This is a genomic window from Fibrobacter sp. (assembly GCF_045131395.1).
Taxonomy (GTDB): Bacteria; Fibrobacterota; Fibrobacteria; order Fibrobacterales; family Fibrobacteraceae; genus Fibrobacter.
In genome coordinates, this window is sequence record NZ_JBGUQY010000039.1 from 144,706 (window position 1) to 161,743 (window position 17,038).

Sequence of the window (17,038 nt, forward strand, 5' to 3'; positions counted from 1 at the left end):
TTACGTACTTTCCTTATAGTGCTCGTATATTTCGGGCAACTTGGATTCAAAGGACATAAAGGCATCCACCACGTCGGGGTCAAACTGGGTCCCTTTACCATTCAGAATTTCCTGGACAGCCACTTCGTGGGGGAAAGCCTCTTTATAGGGGCGCTTTGAAACCAGTGCATCGTACACATCGGCCACCGACATCAGACGTGCTCCCACGGGGATATCGTCACCCTTGAGGCCATTCGGGTAGCCGTCACCATCAAAGCGTTCATGGTGATTCAAAATGATGTCTGCAGAAATTCGTACCAGCGGATGGTCCTTCAGTTCATGGGTGGCATTCACCAGCACGTCGTACCCCTTTTGTGCGTGGGTACTCATCACCGCCCATTCTTCTTCGTTCAAACGGGCCGGTTTACGCAAAATTTCATCGGGAATGCCTACTTTGCCGATATCGTGCAAGGGGGCGGCAGTCGCATAATAATCAATATATTCGTTATTGGGTATAGCAGCCTTGAATCGGGGGTGTTCGCGCAGGGTTTCGGCAAGCATCTGCACCAGCACCTGAGTACGCTTGATATGGGCACCTGTTTCAGGGTCGCGGTATTCGGCAAGGGCGCCGAGGCTGGTAAGCATGACCTTCAAGGTTTTGCGCAAATCCAGGGTCTTTTCTTCTACCAGTTCCTGCAAATGGTCGCGCTGGTGCTTGAATTCCAGCTGATTTTTAATACGCAACTGCACCAAATTCGGGTGGAACGGCTTGGTAATGTAATCGACTGCCCCAAGGTCAAGACCCATCTGTTCGCTTTTGGAATCCGCTTTTGCCGTCAGGAACAGTACCGGTGTATTCTCCACCAGTTTCTTTTCGTTCATTTGGCGAAGAGTTTCATAACCATCCATTTCAGGCATCATTACATCGAGCAAAATAAGGTCCGGCTTCACCTTTTCAGTCAAGGTCAACCCCTTTTTGCCATCCAAAGCTACAAAGACATCGTATTCATTGGACAAAATACCTTCAAGCACTTCGATATTCGTCTTGGTGTCATCAATCACTAAAATTTTTGCGCGTTTCCGATCCATATGCCCTTAATCTAATGTTTCCAAGCTGGAATAGAACAACTTGTCTTATTCCAACTTGGAATAATATGCCTTATTTTTATTGAAAAAGCCCTTTTGCAACTTTATTATATGTTTTTTCCTTATCAACATGTGATATAAACTATATCATAATTATGGAAAAAATATCAATAATCTTCAATTTTTTATAAAAATTTCCCTAAAAATATGATTTATATTTATAAAAAGCAAGAATTTGACTACAAGAGATTAGGAGAGATTAACATGAAAAAGGTTTTACCGGTAGCAATCATTTTGGCCGGAGCGGCATTTGCCCAAGACCCCGTCCCTTCCGCTTTCTGGGAGACCGCCTCTAAATATGTAGTCGATTCCAGCGCAAATGACCTCTATACGGACATGAACCTTCCCGACACCATTAGGATGTACACCAAAGTTCCCGTTACTTGGGAAAGTAGCGACACCTTGTTCCTTGGGCATGACGGAAAAATCCGTGGTCGCCTTGTCGGCGAAAACAAGGAAGTTACCTTGACTGCGAACATGGTCAACCTCGAAGCCGGCGACAATCCAGTCGTAAAAAAGCAATATATTGTATCTATCCACGGCTACGAGCCCTATTCCAACTATCTTTTCGTGTATTTCCCGGCCAATGACAACGAAAACATCTACTACGCCCTCAGTAACGATGGTTACAATTTTACCGCAATGAATGGCGGCAAGCGCGTCGTGGCCGCCGACACGGTAAGCCTTAAAAAAGGCCTGCGCGACCCGCATGTGCTACGCGCCCCCGATGGCTGGTTCTACATGGTAAATACCGACATGAAGAGTTCCGAAGGCTGGTCGAGCAACCGCGGCATGGTGCTCATGAAGTCGAAGGACCTGATTAACTGGAAACACAGCACCGTGCATTTCCCGGACCGCTACAAGGGCAAGAATTTTGCCAACGTGACCCGCGTTTGGGCCCCCGAAACCTTCTGGGACGATACCTACGACAACGGGGACGGAACCAAGGGCCGCCCGCTGGTTTACTACTCGCTCTTGACCAACGACGGGACCATTGAATACGACCAGGTGTTCTTCAACTATGCGAACAAGGACTTCACCGACCTGGAAGGCGACCCGATTCACTTCTTTGACCGCGGCAAGTCCACCATCGATATGGATATCGTCTACAATCCGGTAGATAAATTGTACCACGCCTTCTACAAGAACGAGGGTGATGGCGGAATTTGCAAGGTAAAGGCACAATCGCTCACCTCGGCGAAGGGAACCAAGGCCCCCTCCTGGTTCGGCCAATGTAAAAACGCCTTGCAGCAGACCACCGAAGCCGTGGAAGGTGCCGGCGTATTCAAGCTGATTAACCAGAACAGCTGGGTGCTCATGTACGACTGCTACATGAACGGGCATTATCAATTCACCAGCAGTTCTGACCTCGAGAATTTCAAATTCGTGCAAGACACCAAGACAAGCGGAGCCTTCACGCCCCGCCACGGCACGATTCTCCCCATTACCGCCCAAGAAACGGCCGCCCTCATGAAGGCCTTCCCCACCAGCGATTTTGAACCCAGAGTCATCAACATTCCGGATTCCATCGGCGTGTGCGACGGCAAGAAGGTGGTGGCCCCCTGCAGCGGCACCAAGATTATCCCCTATGTGAAAGTGGGCGACGGAAGCTGGAACGAAACTACCGACCTGAAGGTCGAGAAGGGCGCCAGCGTGACATTTGGCCCGCACCCGTGGGACGGCAAAATTTGGAGCTGGGAAGGTCCCAATGGCTTCAAGTCTACCGACCGCGAAAACACCCTCAAGAATATGGACGGAGACTATAGCGGCTACTACACCGTAACCTACACCAACGAAACGGGCTGCAAGAGCACCGCTAGAATCAAGATTGTGGTAAACGACCCGGAAAAGCCTTTTATCGATACGACCACCACCCTGGTCAGGAACAACCGCGATTACAATAGAGCTGTGCGTTTAAAGCGCAATCCCGTATATTTCGACTTGCTCGGAAATAGGCTCAAAAGCAAACCGAGAAACGCCATGTACGTAGAAAGGTAATTACCCTAACGCGCGACTGAGCTTGATAAACGCATTCACCGGGTCGGCATAATTCCAGATGCCACCCAAGATGGAAACTCCCTGGATGGGGAGTTTTTTGATTTCATCCAGGTTTTCATGGTCAATGCCACCAAAGGCAATTACCTGGGGAATCCTGGAAGCATCCGCCCCGGACAGTTCGTTTAATTTATTTGAAACAACTTCGATTCCGTGGAACTTCACGGGTTCAAAAACGGATTGGGGCTGGAACACGGGACCAATCAAGGCTCCCGCCACCCATTCAGGGAGAGATTCCAGCTGATCTAGGCTGCGGCAAAAGGCAACGCAGTTCACCCGTTTCCAGCTTTCGGGAACATCTCCCATCAGCGAAGACGCCTCGGTCACGCAGCCGCGAACATCCAGGCGTTCCGCCAAATCAGGAGTGCCCCGCACCCAGATTCGGTCGCGGCATTCCATAGGTAATGCCATCAGCCAGCGTTCATAATCGTTTTCCGTTGCATATGGCGAACCGCCCCTCCCCCGCTTCGAGAGAATTAACCTCGAAAGCCCGCGGGAAAACATCTGTTCTATATCGTCAAATTCAGAAGCAAAATCGTCAGGAGATGTGGTAAGCCAAAGTCGCATGACCGAAATATAACATTTCGCGCCTTTTTTGGACGAGTAAAAACATTTATCCTCTTTTTTACAGTTTTCGTCGATAACTCCCTAAATTTTACTTACAAAAACAACCCAAATTTCTAAATTTACGCCCACTATGAGCAATATGAAGAACGATTTATGGGTCGGCGTGGACGTAGGTTCCACCACCGTTAAGATTGCGGTCGTCGATCCAGAGACCAACAAGCTTTTGCATTATACTTACCAGCGCCACAACGCCATGCAGGCACAGAAAGTTTTCGAGGTGCTGCGTGAGGCCCATGGACTTTTCCCCGATAAGAATTTCAGAGTAGCCTTCTGCGGCAGTGGCGGTCAGCCCTTCGCCGAAGCCACTCACGCCTTCTTTGTACAAGAAGTGGTCGCAAACGCACTTGCCGTTCGCGCCACCTACCCCGAATCCCGAGTCGCCATTGAACTCGGCGGCCAGGACGCAAAGGTCGTCTTCTTCGAAAAAGACAAGACCACCGGCAAGCTGATCGCCTCTGACATGCGTATGAACGGCGTCTGCGCCGGCGGTACCGGTGCATTCATCGACCAGGTGGCCGAACTTCTGCGCATCAAGACCGAAGCCTTCGAAGGCTTTGCCAAGCGTGGCCAGAAGGTCTACGAAATTTCGGGCCGTTGCGGCGTGTTCGCCAAGACCGACATCCAGCCGATGCTGAACAACGGCATCGCCAAGGAAGACATCGCCCTTTCCAGCTTCCATGCCATTGCCAAGCAGACCATCGGTGGCCTTGCCCAGGGTATGGAAATAAAGCCGCCCGTGATTTTCGAAGGTGGCCCGCTGACCTTTAACCCGACCCTCGTTCGCGCCTTCAAGGAACGCCTTGGAATTTCTGACGAACAGGCGATTGTGCCGGAACACTCCGAAGTGCTCGTGGCCATGGGTGCCGCCCTTTCTTTGGGCTCCATGTTTGCCGACCAGGAATGCTTCTACCGCAAGGAAGGTTCCCTGGACGCCCTGATCCACTTTAACGAAACCCGCCAGGCCGAAAACAAGGCCAAGGCCGCTGCCGACCTGTTCTTCAAGAACGACGCTGAATACCAGATGTTCCTGGAAGAACACAAGATGGCCGGAAACCACTACCCGCAGCCGGTCTCCGGTTCTACCCTCAACGTGTACCTGGGTATCGACGCCGGTTCTACCACCACGAAGTTCGTGCTCATGGACGAACAGGAAAACATCGTGGACGGTTTCTACGCCAGCAATAACGGCGAACCGCTGCAGGTGCTCAAGAACGCCCTCAACGAACTTTCCGACCGCTACGAAGAATACGGCTGCAAGCTCAACATCTTGGGCGTCGGTACTACCGGTTACGGTGAACAGCTCTTTGCGAAGGCTGTGCATGCCGACTTCCACACCGTGGAAACGGTGGCTCACGCCAACGCCGCCCAGAAGATTTGCCCCGACGTAAGCTTCATCTTGGACATTGGTGGCCAGGACATGAAGGCCATCTCCGTGCAAGACGGCGTGGTCACGGGTATCATTCTGAACGAAGCCTGCTCCTCGGGTTGCGGATCCTTTATCGAAACCTATGCCCGCAGCCTGGGCATCCCGATGGAAAAGATTGCAGAACTCGCCTTCAACGCCAAGAGCCCCTCTCAGCTGGGGTCGCGTTGCACGGTGTTCATGAACAGCTCCATCATCACGGAACAACGCGACGGCAAGCAGCCTGAAGACATTATCGCAGGTATCTGCCGCTCTATCATCAACAACGTGTTTACGAAGGTGATTCGTATCCGTAACCTGAATACCCTCGGTAAGAAGGTGGTGGTGCAGGGCGGTACGTTCAAGAACAACGCAGTGCTCCGCGCCTTCGAACAGTACACCGGCCTCAAGCCGATCCGTCCGGAACGTCCGGGCGAAATGGGCGCTATCGGTATCGCTCTCCTGACCAAGAAGTTCATGGAAGAAAAGCGCAAGACCGAACCGGAACTCAAGACCAAGTTCATTGGCCTCGAAGCCATGAAGACCTTCAGCTGGCACAACCAGCCGGGTCAGCTCTGCCAGTACTGCACCAACCATTGCTCCCGTACCATCGTGACCTTTAGCGATGGCCAGAGCTTCGTGACCGGCAACCGCTGCGAACGCGGCGAAGTGACCGCCGACCCGAACGATCCGAAGACCAAGGCTCTCATTGCCGAAATCAACAAGAAGATGCAGTCCGTGCCCGACATGATCAAGCGCACGAACCAGCTCTTGGTGAAGGACTACGCTCCGGCCAAGCTCGTTGAAAACAACGGCAAGACCATCGGTATTCCTCGCGCCCTGGAATTCTGGGCATCTCTTCCCTTCTGGAAGGCCTTCTTTACAAGCCTCGGCTACACCGTAGTGATTAGCCGCCAGAGTGACTACAAGATGTTCGAAGCCGGCCTCCACAGCGTGCCCTCTGACACCGTTTGCTTCCCGGCAAAGCTGGTACACGGCCACGTGCTTAGCCTCATCGAAAAGAAGGTGGACCGCATCTTCTTCCCCATGATGGTTGCAGTGCCCAGCGACCACACCAAGTTCACGGCAACGTCTGTTTGCCCCGTGGTGCAGGCCTACCCCAACGTTTGTAAGAACACCGACGAGCCCGAAAAGAATTACGGCGTCCCGATGGACCAGCCGATTTTCCACTGGTTCAACGCCAAGCTCCGTCGCAGCCAGACCATTGACTGGTTCCACGAACACTGGAAGCTGGACAAGAAACTTTTGGACAAGGCCGTTACCGAAGGCGAAAAGGCGCTCAACAACTACCGCACCACGCTTTTGGAAGAAGGCCAGAAGATCCTCGACGATGTACGCGCAAAGAACACCTTTGCCGTAGTGATTGCGGGCCGCCCCTACCATGCGGATACCCTCATCAACCACAACATCGCAAGCCACTTTACCGCCATGGGCATTCCGGTGCTGACCACCGAATCGCTCCCCGGCGTGTACGACCAGGATGTGCCGAGCCACACCCGTATCGAAATCAAGAACACCTTCCACTTGCGCATGATTGGTGCCACCATGATTGCCGCGAAGGACCCGAACATCGAACTTGCTCAGATCGTAAGCTTCGGTTGCGGACACGACTCGATTTTGACCGACGAAATGATGCGCATGCTGCACCTTGATTCCAACAAGGAAATGCTCATGCTCAAGCTGGACGAAGGCGACGCCCGCGGCCCGGTTGGCATCCGCATCAAGAGCTTTATCGAAACGGTGAAGGCTCGTCGCGCAGCTAACCTGCCTGACAAGCCGGAAAGCAACGAACCGCTGTTCCACACGCCGTTCCTGCCCGAAGACAAACAGCGCCGCCGCATTCTGACGCCGAACCTCTCCCCCGCATTCGCCGTGCTCGCCAGCGAATACATGAAGCGCGAAGGGTTCACCGCCGAATACTTGCCGGTGGCCGACAAGAAGGCTGTTGAACTGGGTAAGAAGTACGTGCACAACGACATCTGCTTCCCCTGCCAGGTGAACATCGGCGAAGCCCTCCGCTGGCTGGTGGAACACCCCGAAGTCCCGCAGAACCAGGTTTCCATGTGCCTTGCCAAGAACTGCGAAAACTGCCGCGCCGTGCAGTACGCCGTGCTTGCCCGTAAGGCCCTCGACGAAGCAGGCTTCAAGGACGTGACCATCATTACCACCGGCGTGGACTACAAGGGCATGCACCCCGGCTTCCAGCTGGGTCTCGACTTCCGTCTCCACATGCTGTGGGGCCTTGTGACCATGGACGCCATCGAAATCATGTACCGTGCGGTTCGCCCCTACGAAGTACACGAAGGCGACACCCAGAAGGTCTACGACGAATGGATGCCGAAGGTGATTGGCGTTGCCGGCCACCTCTCCACCATGCAGCTGGTACGCCCCTCCAAGCTTATCGAAGTCTTTGAACAGTGCATCGAAGCCTTCAACGGTATCGAAATTACCGAAGAACGCAAGAGAGGCATCCGCAAGCCGCGCGTTGCCGTGCTTGGCGAAATCTTGATGAACTACCACCCGAGCGCCAACGGCTTCGTGGAAGATTACCTGATGAAGAACGGCATGGAAGTCTACCTGCCGGGCATGACGGACTTCTTCCGCGTCGACGAAGTGGTGCGCGAAGAAAAGATCAAGCGCGGATTCTCGGCAAACCCGGTGATGGACCGCTTGGAAGGCGGCGTAACCTCCAAGGTTTACACGCACGCCGTGGAAACCGCCCGCAAGTCCATGCACAAGTTCAAGCTTTACGAACACCATGCCGACTGCGTGGAACTGAAGGACTACGTTTCCGACATTATCGACCCCACCTACAACACGGGTGAAGGCTGGATGATTCCGGGCGAAATCCTGTACAACTCCCAGCATGGAATTAACAGCTATATCATTCTGCAGCCCTTCGCTTGCCTTGCCAACCACATCTCTGGCCGTGGCCTTACCAAGGCTGTGAAGGAACGTTGCCCGCATATCCAGGTTCTGAGCCTTGACTACGATCCGGATACGAGCTTCGCGAACATCGAAAACCGTCTGCAGATGCTCATCATTAACGCACGTGAACTAGAAAAAGCAAATCAAGCATAACCCCTCATATATAAAACATGCTCAACGTCTCTAATGTCAGTCTTCAATACGGTAGCCGCGTCCTCTTCAAGGAAGTGAACCTTTCCTTCAAGCGCGGCAACTGCTACGGAGTCATCGGTGCCAACGGTGCCGGAAAATCTACGTTCCTGAAAATCCTTTCGGGCGAACTCGAACCCAACACCGGTGAAGTCAGCAAGGACCCGGGCGAACGTATCGCCGTCCTTAAACAGGACCACTTCGCCTACGAACAGAATACGGTTCTCGAAACCGTGATGATGGGCTATCCCGAACTCTATGAGTTGGGCAAGAAGCGCGACGAACTCTACGCCCTCCCCGAAATGACCGAAGAACAGGGCATGCAGGCCATGGAAATCGAAACTCGTTTCGGTGAAATCGGCGGTTACGAAGCCGACTCCAACGCGGCCGTACTTTTGAAGGGTCTCGGCATTCCTGAAGAATTCCACTACAGCCTCATGGCAGACTTGGATGGTGGCCAGAAAATCCGCGTGCTCCTTGCACAGGCCCTCTTTGGCAACCCCGACATTCTTCTGCTTGACGAACCGACGAACCACTTGGATCTCGAAACCGTCGGCTGGCTCGAAGACTACCTGGAACGCTTCGAAAACATCGTGATCGTGGTGAGCCACGACCGTCACTTCCTCAACGCGGTCTGCACCCACACTTGCGATATCGACTACGGCAAAATCAACATCTACGGTGGTAACTACGAATTCTGGTATGCAGCTAGCCAGCTCGCCCAGAAACAGCGTAAGGATCAGAACCGCCGCGCCGAAGAAAAGATTGAAGAACTCAAGGCCTTTATCCGCCGCTTCGCTTCTAACGCCGCCAAGGCCAAGCAGGCCACCAGCCGTAAGAAACTCCTCGACAAGATGACCGTGGAAGAAATGCCGGCCTCCAGCCGTAAGTTCCCCTGGGTCAACTTCAAGATGGACCGCGAACCGGGTAAGATTGTGCTGGAAGTCAAGAACGCCACCATCGATGGCGGCGACGGCATTATCTGCAAGGGTCTGAACTTCAGCCTGAACAGCGGCGACAAGGTCGCTCTCGTTGGCGAATACGACACCCTCAAAACGGCCTTCTTCCAGCTCATCGCCGAAGAAACCAAGGCCGACGAAGGCGTGCTCAAGTGGGGCAACACCATTAGCTACAGCTACTTCCCCAAGAACAACGACGCTTACTTCGGCTGTGACCTCTCCCTGGTGGATTGGCTGCGCCAGTACAGCAAGGAACAGGACGAAACCTTCATCCGCGGATTCCTCGGCCGTATGCTCTTTACCGGCGAAGAAGCCCTCAAGAGCGCAAACGTTCTTTCCGGTGGTGAAAAGGTGCGCTGCATGCTTTCCAAGATGATGCTCAGCAACGCCAACTGCTTGCTCCTGGACGAACCCACCGCTCACTTGGACCTTGAAGCTATTACCGCCTTGAACAACGGTCTTACCGCTTTCCAGGGCCCGATTATCTTCTGCTCTCAGGACCACGAATTCGTGCAGACGATTGCTAACCGCGTGCTCGAACTGACTCCGAACGGTGTCATCGACCGCAGCATCACCTTCGACGAATGGCTGGAAACCAAGAAGAAAAAGAAGTGACACCCGTGCGACAAGCTCAGGGTAAACTCCGTCGAAGGATCTCTAATTTGCAATAAAGAATCCCGCTAGGTTAAACCCGGCGGGACTTTTCATTTATCAAGAAAATCGTTATTTTATTTCAATTATCGTGTCACGATTACACGATTCGCAAACAGAACCTTCTTGCCGTTGTCGACGCGGACAAAGTAACTTCCTTTCGCCTTCACGAGTTCCTTGAGCGGCACCGTGGCAGAGCTGCTGTAATAGCGGCTAGAAATCTTCTTGCCACGCATGTCGAACACGCTCACGCGAGCAACGGTTGAATTCAAGTGCAGTTCCAGGTTACCGTTCGCATAAGTTACCGAGGCCGAAGCAATCACCTTAGCAGACGGAGCAATCTTCGTATTTCCTTCGGAACTCGAGGAACCCATGTTCCAGTCGCTCGGCACGCGAGCAGCAATGCCGCGGCCAGCCGTACTCATGTACACAACGCCATAAGTGTTCATGTCGCCCATCACGAATTCGCCGTTGGCAAGGCCGCCGTATTCGTGACCGTCATCGTTCACGCGAGTCCAGGTTTTACCCTTATCGTCAGAGCCGAACACACCCGTCACTTTACCGACAGTTGCAAACAAATAAATCGCCGGATAGCCGCCCTTTTCCTTGGGAGCGCCAAAGCCCACCGCTTCGCAGTAACCGACACCTTCAACCGCAGCCCAAGTGGCACCGCCATCGGTTGAATGCAACAGCTTTCCACTAGCGGGCGTACCATTCGACGGATCCTGAATAGCGACAGGCAGCCACAAGTCGCCCTCGTAGCCCGGAATGGCACGGAACTTTTTGAACGCGCTTTCGCCCGGCGTACTGACAGCCTTGAAGCTTGCGCCCGCATCGGAACTCTTGTAGAACTTGCCGTTCGCCTTGGTGTAGGCGTAGAACACGTCGTCGTTTTCAGGGTCGCCCACCACATACGCGGTGTTATCGATTCCCGAAACCTTTTCCCAAGTCGTGCCGTTGTAATTGCGGTAGACATCGGTCGTTCCTTCCATCGGAACCCAGATGGTGTAAGTACCTTTTGCCGAAAGAGCCACCGTGCCCTTAGCCGCTTTTTCGTCAGGTCCTGTATAAGTTTCCACCGTCCAAGTCTTGCCCGAGTCAAGGGAATACTGCACCGGAGCAATGGGAATGTCATTGTACAGGCCCTCGTAGGCTCGCTTGTCAGCCACCTTGGCCAATTTACCGCTCTTGGGAGCATAAGCAAGGCCCTGCGTCGTACCCAACGATACATAATCGCCGCCAACATTCGTCTTGTGCCTGAATGCCGGATATTTTGCGATGTCATCGTGACGGAATCCGTCATAGTCACCGATAATCGAAATCATCGGGCCACCCGGAATACTCACCACTTCGAAAGGCACAGTTTCTTCGACACCATGCGCCGAGAAATGCCACACCTGGTTCATGGTGAGCTGCGGTTCTTCCCAAGAATTTTCAGCTTCCTTATAAACGTAATCGCTCAAGTTGTCGCAGCGGAAAATACCGTTACCCGAAGTCACAAAGACGCGGTTGTTGTCGAACGGATCCATGGCAACGCTACCGGACCAGTGGATAGAACCGTTATGCATCCAGCCAATTCCATTGGCATCCATCTGCTTGGTCGTCGGATACACACCGCCTTCCATCCAGTAATACTTGAAGCTTGCAATCCAAGTTTTGCCGCCATCGGTCGTGTGGTAAATGTTAGTACCCCACTGGTCGCTCCACTTGCCGCTGGTGTCGCTTGTAGCCGTGTACCAGAACTGCGGACCGCGATAGCCTTCGGTCGTCACGACCATTTCGTTGGCATTTTTCGGATTAATGGCAATGCCACCATAAGGAGCTATGTAAGGGTAATATTCTTCGCAAGTCTTGCCGGTGCCGCCTGCGGCTTCGCAGTCGACCATGCCTTTCACGTCCACCTTGTCGTACTTGGCGTCACCGCCTTCGTCCAGGAAGTTTTCCGGAGAAACGTCGGACCAAGTCGCCGACGCCACATCAAGCTGCAGCACCGCACCACGACCAAAACCATCGTAAATCATGCCCCAGCCTTCGTCCCACATCATGGAATGCGGCCCAGCGCCGTCGGCAAAAGTCACCGTCATCGTTTTACCGTCGCCCGAAACCACCGCACGCTGCGGCATCAGTCGCACAATGCTTCCGCCGGCCGTGCTGCGCAATTTGTCAGGAATCGGAAGCGCCTTCCAGCTTGCACCGCCGTCGGTCGAGGTGAACACGTTTTCGAACGAGCCCTTGGCCGTCGTTCCTTCGCGCAAGAATCCGGCGTACAGCACCTTGGAGCTGCCCGGAGCATACTGCACAAAGCTGAATCCCGAACCATTCCACGTCGTATCGCTCCCGGCAGCCTTTGTCCATGCATCCACATGGCTCCAGCTCGAACCGTTATCCGTCGATTTCCAGAGGCCCTTATTCTTGGAGCCATAGAACATAATCTTCGAATCGTTCGGGTCGACCGCCAAGGCCTCGCCATTACCGCGACCCATGCCGTTACCGTGTGCACCGAAGCGTGCCACCTTGCTGCCCTTGGTTCCGTCTTCGTCCCAAGTGTAAATTACTTCCCAAGATTCACCCTTGTCACTACTGCGGAGGAACGCCGTACGGCCGTTGTTCCAGTAACTGGTCCCCGCCACCATATACACAACGTCCGATTCCTGCGGATCAACGGCAATGGCCTCGATTCCCAAAAGGCCTCGCTCGGAAACATCGACCCAGTCCATCATCGATTCCCAGCGGGCCGTCGATTCGTTCCAGCGGTAAGCGCCGCCCACGTCGGTACGGGCATAGAACAGTCCCTTGTCGACCGGAGAAGCGATCACGGCGGAGACGAATCCGCCCCCGCCCATGCTCACGTTGCTCCAACTGAAATCTGCCGCCTTTTCGGCAGCATAAGCGGACGTCACCGGCGTCCCCATCACGGCACACAGGCAAAGTCCAAAAACACCAAACAATCCTTTTTTCATAAATTCATCCCTAAACTACAATGGGCAACACGCCCTTGCATCCTATTCAAAAATATATTTCAGAGGCGAAAAACGCTAAAAAAGCACTCTATGCGTCAAATAACTGTTTTGAAGTTTTCAACACCCACGAAATTTCCCAGAAAACGACCACCAGGCCATTTTTCTGCATGCAATCAACAACGGGAAATTCGAATGGATTTCTTATAGTCTAACGATTTCGTCGCAGATTTCTGTCATGGCCGAACGGTGAGTCACGAAGATCATGGTTTTGTCCGGGTAGGTGGCGAAAAGCCTTTCAAAAAGCTCCCGTTCCGTAGTTTCGTCTAAAGACGAGCTTACTTCGTCAAACAGCCAAATGTTTCCCGGCCGCAAAAGCCCGCGAGCAATGGCAATACGCTGAGCCTGGCCTTCACTTAAGCCGCGGCCCCGCTCCCCTATTTCAGAATCCAGGCCATCCGGCAAATCCATGACGAAATCAGCACAGGCGGCATGCAGGGCACGTTTCAATTCTTCATCGTTTGCATCGGGCTTTGCAATCAGCAAATTCAGCCGGATACTTCCGCTGAGCAAAGTATTGCCCTGCGGCACATACACAAAGTTCGTGCGGGTATCCTTCGAAATAGCGCAAACTTCGGAATTCGAATAAAGCAACATGCGACCGCTATCGGGCCTTACAAAGCCCAGCATCAGCCTGAACAGAGTCGTTTTTCCGATACCCGTCGTGCCCATAATGGCTGTCTTGGAACCCGGTTCAAAATTGTGGTTAAAACCTTCCAGAATTTCGTGGCGGTCTGTCGCATAACCAAAATGCAAATTCTCCAGGCGTACGCCCAAGGAACCTTCCAAAGCCACCGAATCATAGTCGCTTTCGGGTTCCTTGGATTTTTCCAGATCTTCCAAACGGTCGATGCTGGCCGTGGTATGCACCACCTGCGGCACCATGTTCAAAATCGAAAGAATTGGGTTCTGGATCTGCCCTACCAGCTGCAAGAAGGACGTCATCATACCGAAAGTGATGGCACCGTCGCGAAGGCCAAGGCCGCCCCACACAAAGGCAAATAGGTATCCCAGACCAAAGGCAGACCCCAACGCAAATCTTGAAATCGTCGTAAAGCGGGTACGGCGAACCACATCCCGCTCCAAACGCTGCTGTGTGCTATAAAGGCGATCCGTCGCCCACTCTTCGCTTTCCAGCGAACGTAGCACCGCATTAAATTCAACGCCTTCCTGCACCTGCATCTGGATTTTAGATTCCCGGTCACGAATGGCAAGCGTCATGTTCCGAAGCTTGCGAGAAACCAGCTTTCCTAATGCGATGGTCACAGGAGTAAGCAACAACAGGGCCCAGGCTAGCCGCGGATCAAACCAGCGCATCAAAAGGAAAGCGCCAACCAGCTGTAAAGTGGTCACCAGCATTTGCGGCAGCGTTTCCATGGTCGTGGTAGAAACATTCTCGATATCCTTCGAAAGTCTCGACGCCACATCGCCCGAATGGAGTTCCGCCCCCGCATAAAGCTTGCGCAAGAACAGCCCTTCAAAAACCTGTAAACGCAACCGGTTCGACTGGCGAACCTTGGCCACGTTGGTCATGTAGTAAAATAAAATCCTGAGAACGATAGCGCCCACAACGGTAGCCACGAGCAAGCCCACCATCCGAGCGACATCAGAATCTGTTCCAGTAAGAATGGTTTCGTCAATAAAACGCTTGCTGAGCCACACCATCAATAGCCCAAGCGTAATGCGGCCCACGCCAAACACGATACGGACCGCCATATTTAAGCGGAACCCGTCAGTATTTTTCCATAGCCACGAAAAGTATTTCATTCGACCACGTTCACATTTTTCCATTGCTCAACAATGCTCATCACATCGGTCAGAGCATCATCCAGAGCAACATCATATTCATCGCACAAAGCTTCGGCCAAAGCTACTATCGTAAATTCGCCTAACTCGCTTGCACGTTGCCACAGCCAAGTAGCCGTTCCGTTCAAGCAAAGGAGTTTGCCAAAATCGAGAGCCCCTATGCCTTCGCCCATAATGACCTGCTCGCCACAGACCTCGCGAAGAACAAATCCTTTCTTAATGTGCATCGTGAACCTCCTTCTTGAAATTCCGAAGCCGCATATAGACTCTATATAATTTAAGCAAATACTTTCGCAAAGGCAAAACTTTCACCCACATTTTTTGGACAAAATGTATAAAAGGCGTGTTAAGCGCATGCCTTTTGCCATTGGGGCTCACCACATGGGTTACTTTGGCATAAATTTCTTTACATTCGCAGAATTCGCGGCCCTGCAAATTTCCGTCACCCATGAGCGTTACCCTTTCGCCATCTACCGAAATAATCCTGTGGACAACGTAATGGTTCTCGCCGACACAGGCAAGCACCACATCCAAAGGCTTTACATCTTGGGGCTTAACCAGAAGCACGCTGTCTCGGCCACCCTCGATAAAGGGACGCATGCTTCTCCCGTTCACCGGGAAAATCACCTCCACACCTTCGTTTACCAAACGAATGGCTTCGGCAAGAACCACCCCATCGTCTTTGTTGGCGGCAACACTCATAGCACCACACTCGCTTTGCAGAGTTGCGCCGCCTCCTGGTCAGGCAAGCATTCCAAATGCCATACGGGAGCATTCATGGCAAGGGCGTTTTCGGTTTTATGGAGTCCATCGGCAACTGCGCTTTCCCAGCGTTTACCCGAAATACTCGGAACCAAAGCCGCATAGGCACTCACGCCACGCAGACGTTCAATTTTATTGTGCGGAGCCTGCGACAAAAGAACAAATGCACCCAGGTAGCAAACCTCATTCTTGTAGCAAGGCGTTTTACCGCTCCAAGGCGAACCATAAACACGAACAAGGCTTTCCCCGTTTTTGTCATTTTCTATACGTACCACGGGGTTGTCGTCGTTCAGCAATTCTGAGCCCTCGTTATACTTGAGCCAGAGCCTAGCATGGGTACTCTTGCCCGTACCGCTCTTGCCCAAGAATACGTAACCCTTGCCTTTATAGGTCACCACCGCCGCATGGAACAAGGCCGTATTGTATGGAGCCGACGCAATGGCGTACAGCACCATGACGGCATTATTCACCGCAAATTTAGTCAGAGAGGGCGAACATCCGACCGGGACAAGCAAGGTAGCCACTTTGTAGTCCTTGGAACAAACCAACATTCCGGTCTCTTTGTTCTGCAAGCGAAAATCGAATACAGGCTTTTCCTGCAATGATCCACAAATAATCTGTTGGCCTTCTTCGTCCTGCCTCAATTCTTCCGTATATTCCGGGAAGGACTCGCTGTATTCCACCGCAAGGGAGAACAGGCATTCACCCGTTTCACTACCATCTTCAACAAAAGGGATATAATTGTCCATACATTCGGCGAAAAAGTTTTCACCGATTTTTTGAGACACTTCGATTACATGCCCAGCCACCTTATAGCGGCAGAGATGCAAATCGGTCTTTTGCTGAACAAATCCCATAATTTTAAAGATAGAAAAAGCCTTTAAAAATAGATCTTATTCCGCTTCGGGTAGCACTTTGGTGCGGCGCATAAAGGCAAGAGTTTCTTTTTCGCCCTTGTCGGCAAGCATTTTCAGCAAGTAAAGCAACTTCTTGTAAGTCTTTTCGGTCATCTTTTCGCGGGCCGTACTTTTGGTAAGGTACAGCAGCGGAGATTCCTGGGTATATTTTAATTTGTTGTAAGTTTTGGAAGCTGCCACACGGTCGCAGAACATTTCCTTGATGAATCTGTCAGGCATATCGATAGGCACCAGTTTCTTGGTCGCCATTTCGTAGTCGTACCAGAATTCAAAATGGTGTTTGTTTCGGCCCTTATGATGCATCCACGCCAGGCTGTAGCCCTTATCGTTGCGTTCACCGTTATTTGGCGACTGATCGCCCATGTAATACTTGGCCCCGGGAATAAATTCCGTCGGGCTATACTTGGACAAATCGTGGAACAGGCCCTGAAAGCCGATTCCCGCCTTAAAGCACAAGCGGACCACCTCGTTACGGTGCTTGGTTATCGTCAAGAAATGTTTTATCGGGTGATATTTCACAAACCCAATGATAGCATTTTTTCTAAATTTTCAGCGAGTTTATTTTTGGCAGTGAATATG

General features: G+C 52.4%; 11 protein-coding genes. 3 read left to right on the top strand and 8 right to left on the bottom strand.

Annotated features, from left to right (window positions below; genetic code table 11):
* Entirely contained in the window at positions 1-1,068 is a 1,068-nt protein-coding gene (locus ACJMNB_RS10140) for an HD domain-containing phosphohydrolase (protein WP_405342063.1), read from the bottom strand.
* Between the two features lie 261 nt (positions 1,069-1,329).
* Between ACJMNB_RS10140 and ACJMNB_RS10145 the strand changes: the two genes are divergently transcribed.
* Positions 1,330-3,123: a glycoside hydrolase family 43 protein gene (locus ACJMNB_RS10145; RefSeq protein ID WP_405342065.1), complete on the top strand. Its 1,794-nt coding sequence runs from the start codon at positions 1,330-1,332 to the stop codon at positions 3,121-3,123.
* Here the strand turns inward: ACJMNB_RS10145 and ACJMNB_RS10150 are convergent, their stop codons facing one another.
* Positions 3,124-3,747: a thiamine phosphate synthase gene (locus ACJMNB_RS10150; protein WP_405342067.1), complete on the bottom strand. Its 624-nt coding sequence runs from the start codon at positions 3,745-3,747 to the stop codon at positions 3,124-3,126.
* Between the two features lie 130 nt (positions 3,748-3,877).
* Here ACJMNB_RS10150 and ACJMNB_RS10155 point away from each other — a divergent pair, with 130 nt between their 5' ends.
* Both ACJMNB_RS10155 and ACJMNB_RS10160 read left to right on the top strand, forming a co-directional pair.
* A complete protein-coding gene (locus ACJMNB_RS10155) occupies positions 3,878-8,311 on the top strand; it encodes an acyl-CoA dehydratase activase (RefSeq protein WP_405342069.1) in 4,434 nt (1,477 codons plus the stop codon).
* A gap of 17 nt (positions 8,312-8,328) precedes the next feature.
* Positions 8,329-9,921 (top strand): ABC-F family ATP-binding cassette domain-containing protein, encoded by a 1,593-nt coding sequence (locus tag ACJMNB_RS10160; protein WP_405342071.1) that lies wholly within the window; start codon positions 8,329-8,331, stop codon positions 9,919-9,921.
* A gap of 122 nt (positions 9,922-10,043) precedes the next feature.
* Here the strand turns inward: ACJMNB_RS10160 and ACJMNB_RS10165 are convergent, their stop codons facing one another.
* From ACJMNB_RS10165 to ACJMNB_RS10190, 6 genes are all read right to left on the bottom strand, one after another.
* Positions 10,044-12,917 carry a T9SS type A sorting domain-containing protein gene (locus tag ACJMNB_RS10165; protein ID WP_405342073.1) on the bottom strand — a complete coding sequence of 958 codons (2,874 nt, stop codon included), beginning with the start codon at positions 12,915-12,917 and terminating at the stop codon, positions 10,044-10,046.
* A 201-nt stretch (positions 12,918-13,118) separates the two neighbouring features.
* Positions 13,119-14,741 carry an ABC transporter ATP-binding protein gene (locus ACJMNB_RS10170; RefSeq protein WP_405342075.1) on the bottom strand — a complete coding sequence of 541 codons (1,623 nt, stop codon included), beginning with the start codon at positions 14,739-14,741 and terminating at the stop codon, positions 13,119-13,121.
* On the bottom strand, positions 14,738-15,007 hold the full coding sequence (locus ACJMNB_RS10175) for a PqqD family protein (protein ID WP_405342077.1): 270 nt from the start codon (positions 15,005-15,007) through the stop codon (positions 14,738-14,740). Before ACJMNB_RS10175 ends, ACJMNB_RS10170 begins: the two co-directional genes overlap by 4 nt.
* On the bottom strand, positions 14,997-15,482 hold the full coding sequence (locus tag ACJMNB_RS10180) for a S24/S26 family peptidase (RefSeq protein ID WP_405342079.1): 486 nt from the start codon (positions 15,480-15,482) through the stop codon (positions 14,997-14,999). Before ACJMNB_RS10180 ends, ACJMNB_RS10175 begins: the two co-directional genes overlap by 11 nt.
* The gene (locus ACJMNB_RS10185; RefSeq protein WP_405342081.1) at positions 15,479-16,399 is read right to left on the bottom strand and encodes a hypothetical protein; all 921 of its coding nucleotides are present in this window, start codon (positions 16,397-16,399) and stop codon (positions 15,479-15,481) included. The genes ACJMNB_RS10180 and ACJMNB_RS10185 overlap by 4 nt, the downstream gene beginning before the upstream one ends.
* Positions 16,400-16,435: 36 nt before the next feature.
* Positions 16,436-16,978 (bottom strand): DUF5662 family protein, encoded by a 543-nt coding sequence (locus ACJMNB_RS10190; protein WP_405342083.1) that lies wholly within the window; start codon positions 16,976-16,978, stop codon positions 16,436-16,438.
* Positions 16,979-17,038 lie beyond the last annotated feature (60 nt).

Coding starts and splice junctions, on each gene's coding strand:
- ACJMNB_RS10145 (WP_405342065.1), top strand. CDS start 1,330: ATGAAAAAGGTTTTACCGGTAGCAATCATTTTGGCCGGAGCGGCATTT.
- ACJMNB_RS10185 (WP_405342081.1), bottom strand. CDS start 16,399: ATGGGATTTGTTCAGCAAAAGACCGATTTGCATCTCTGCCGCTATAAG.
- ACJMNB_RS10150 (WP_405342067.1), bottom strand. CDS start 3,747: ATGCGACTTTGGCTTACCACATCTCCTGACGATTTTGCTTCTGAATTT.
- ACJMNB_RS10160 (WP_405342071.1), top strand. CDS start 8,329: ATGCTCAACGTCTCTAATGTCAGTCTTCAATACGGTAGCCGCGTCCTC.
- ACJMNB_RS10175 (WP_405342077.1), bottom strand. CDS start 15,007: ATGCACATTAAGAAAGGATTTGTTCTTCGCGAGGTCTGTGGCGAGCAG.
- ACJMNB_RS10140 (WP_405342063.1), bottom strand. CDS start 1,068: ATGGATCGGAAACGCGCAAAAATTTTAGTGATTGATGACACCAAGACG.
- ACJMNB_RS10170 (WP_405342075.1), bottom strand. CDS start 14,741: ATGAAATACTTTTCGTGGCTATGGAAAAATACTGACGGGTTCCGCTTA.
- ACJMNB_RS10180 (WP_405342079.1), bottom strand. CDS start 15,482: ATGAGTGTTGCCGCCAACAAAGACGATGGGGTGGTTCTTGCCGAAGCC.
- ACJMNB_RS10165 (WP_405342073.1), bottom strand. CDS start 12,917: ATGAAAAAAGGATTGTTTGGTGTTTTTGGACTTTGCCTGTGTGCCGTG.
- ACJMNB_RS10155 (WP_405342069.1), top strand. CDS start 3,878: ATGAGCAATATGAAGAACGATTTATGGGTCGGCGTGGACGTAGGTTCC.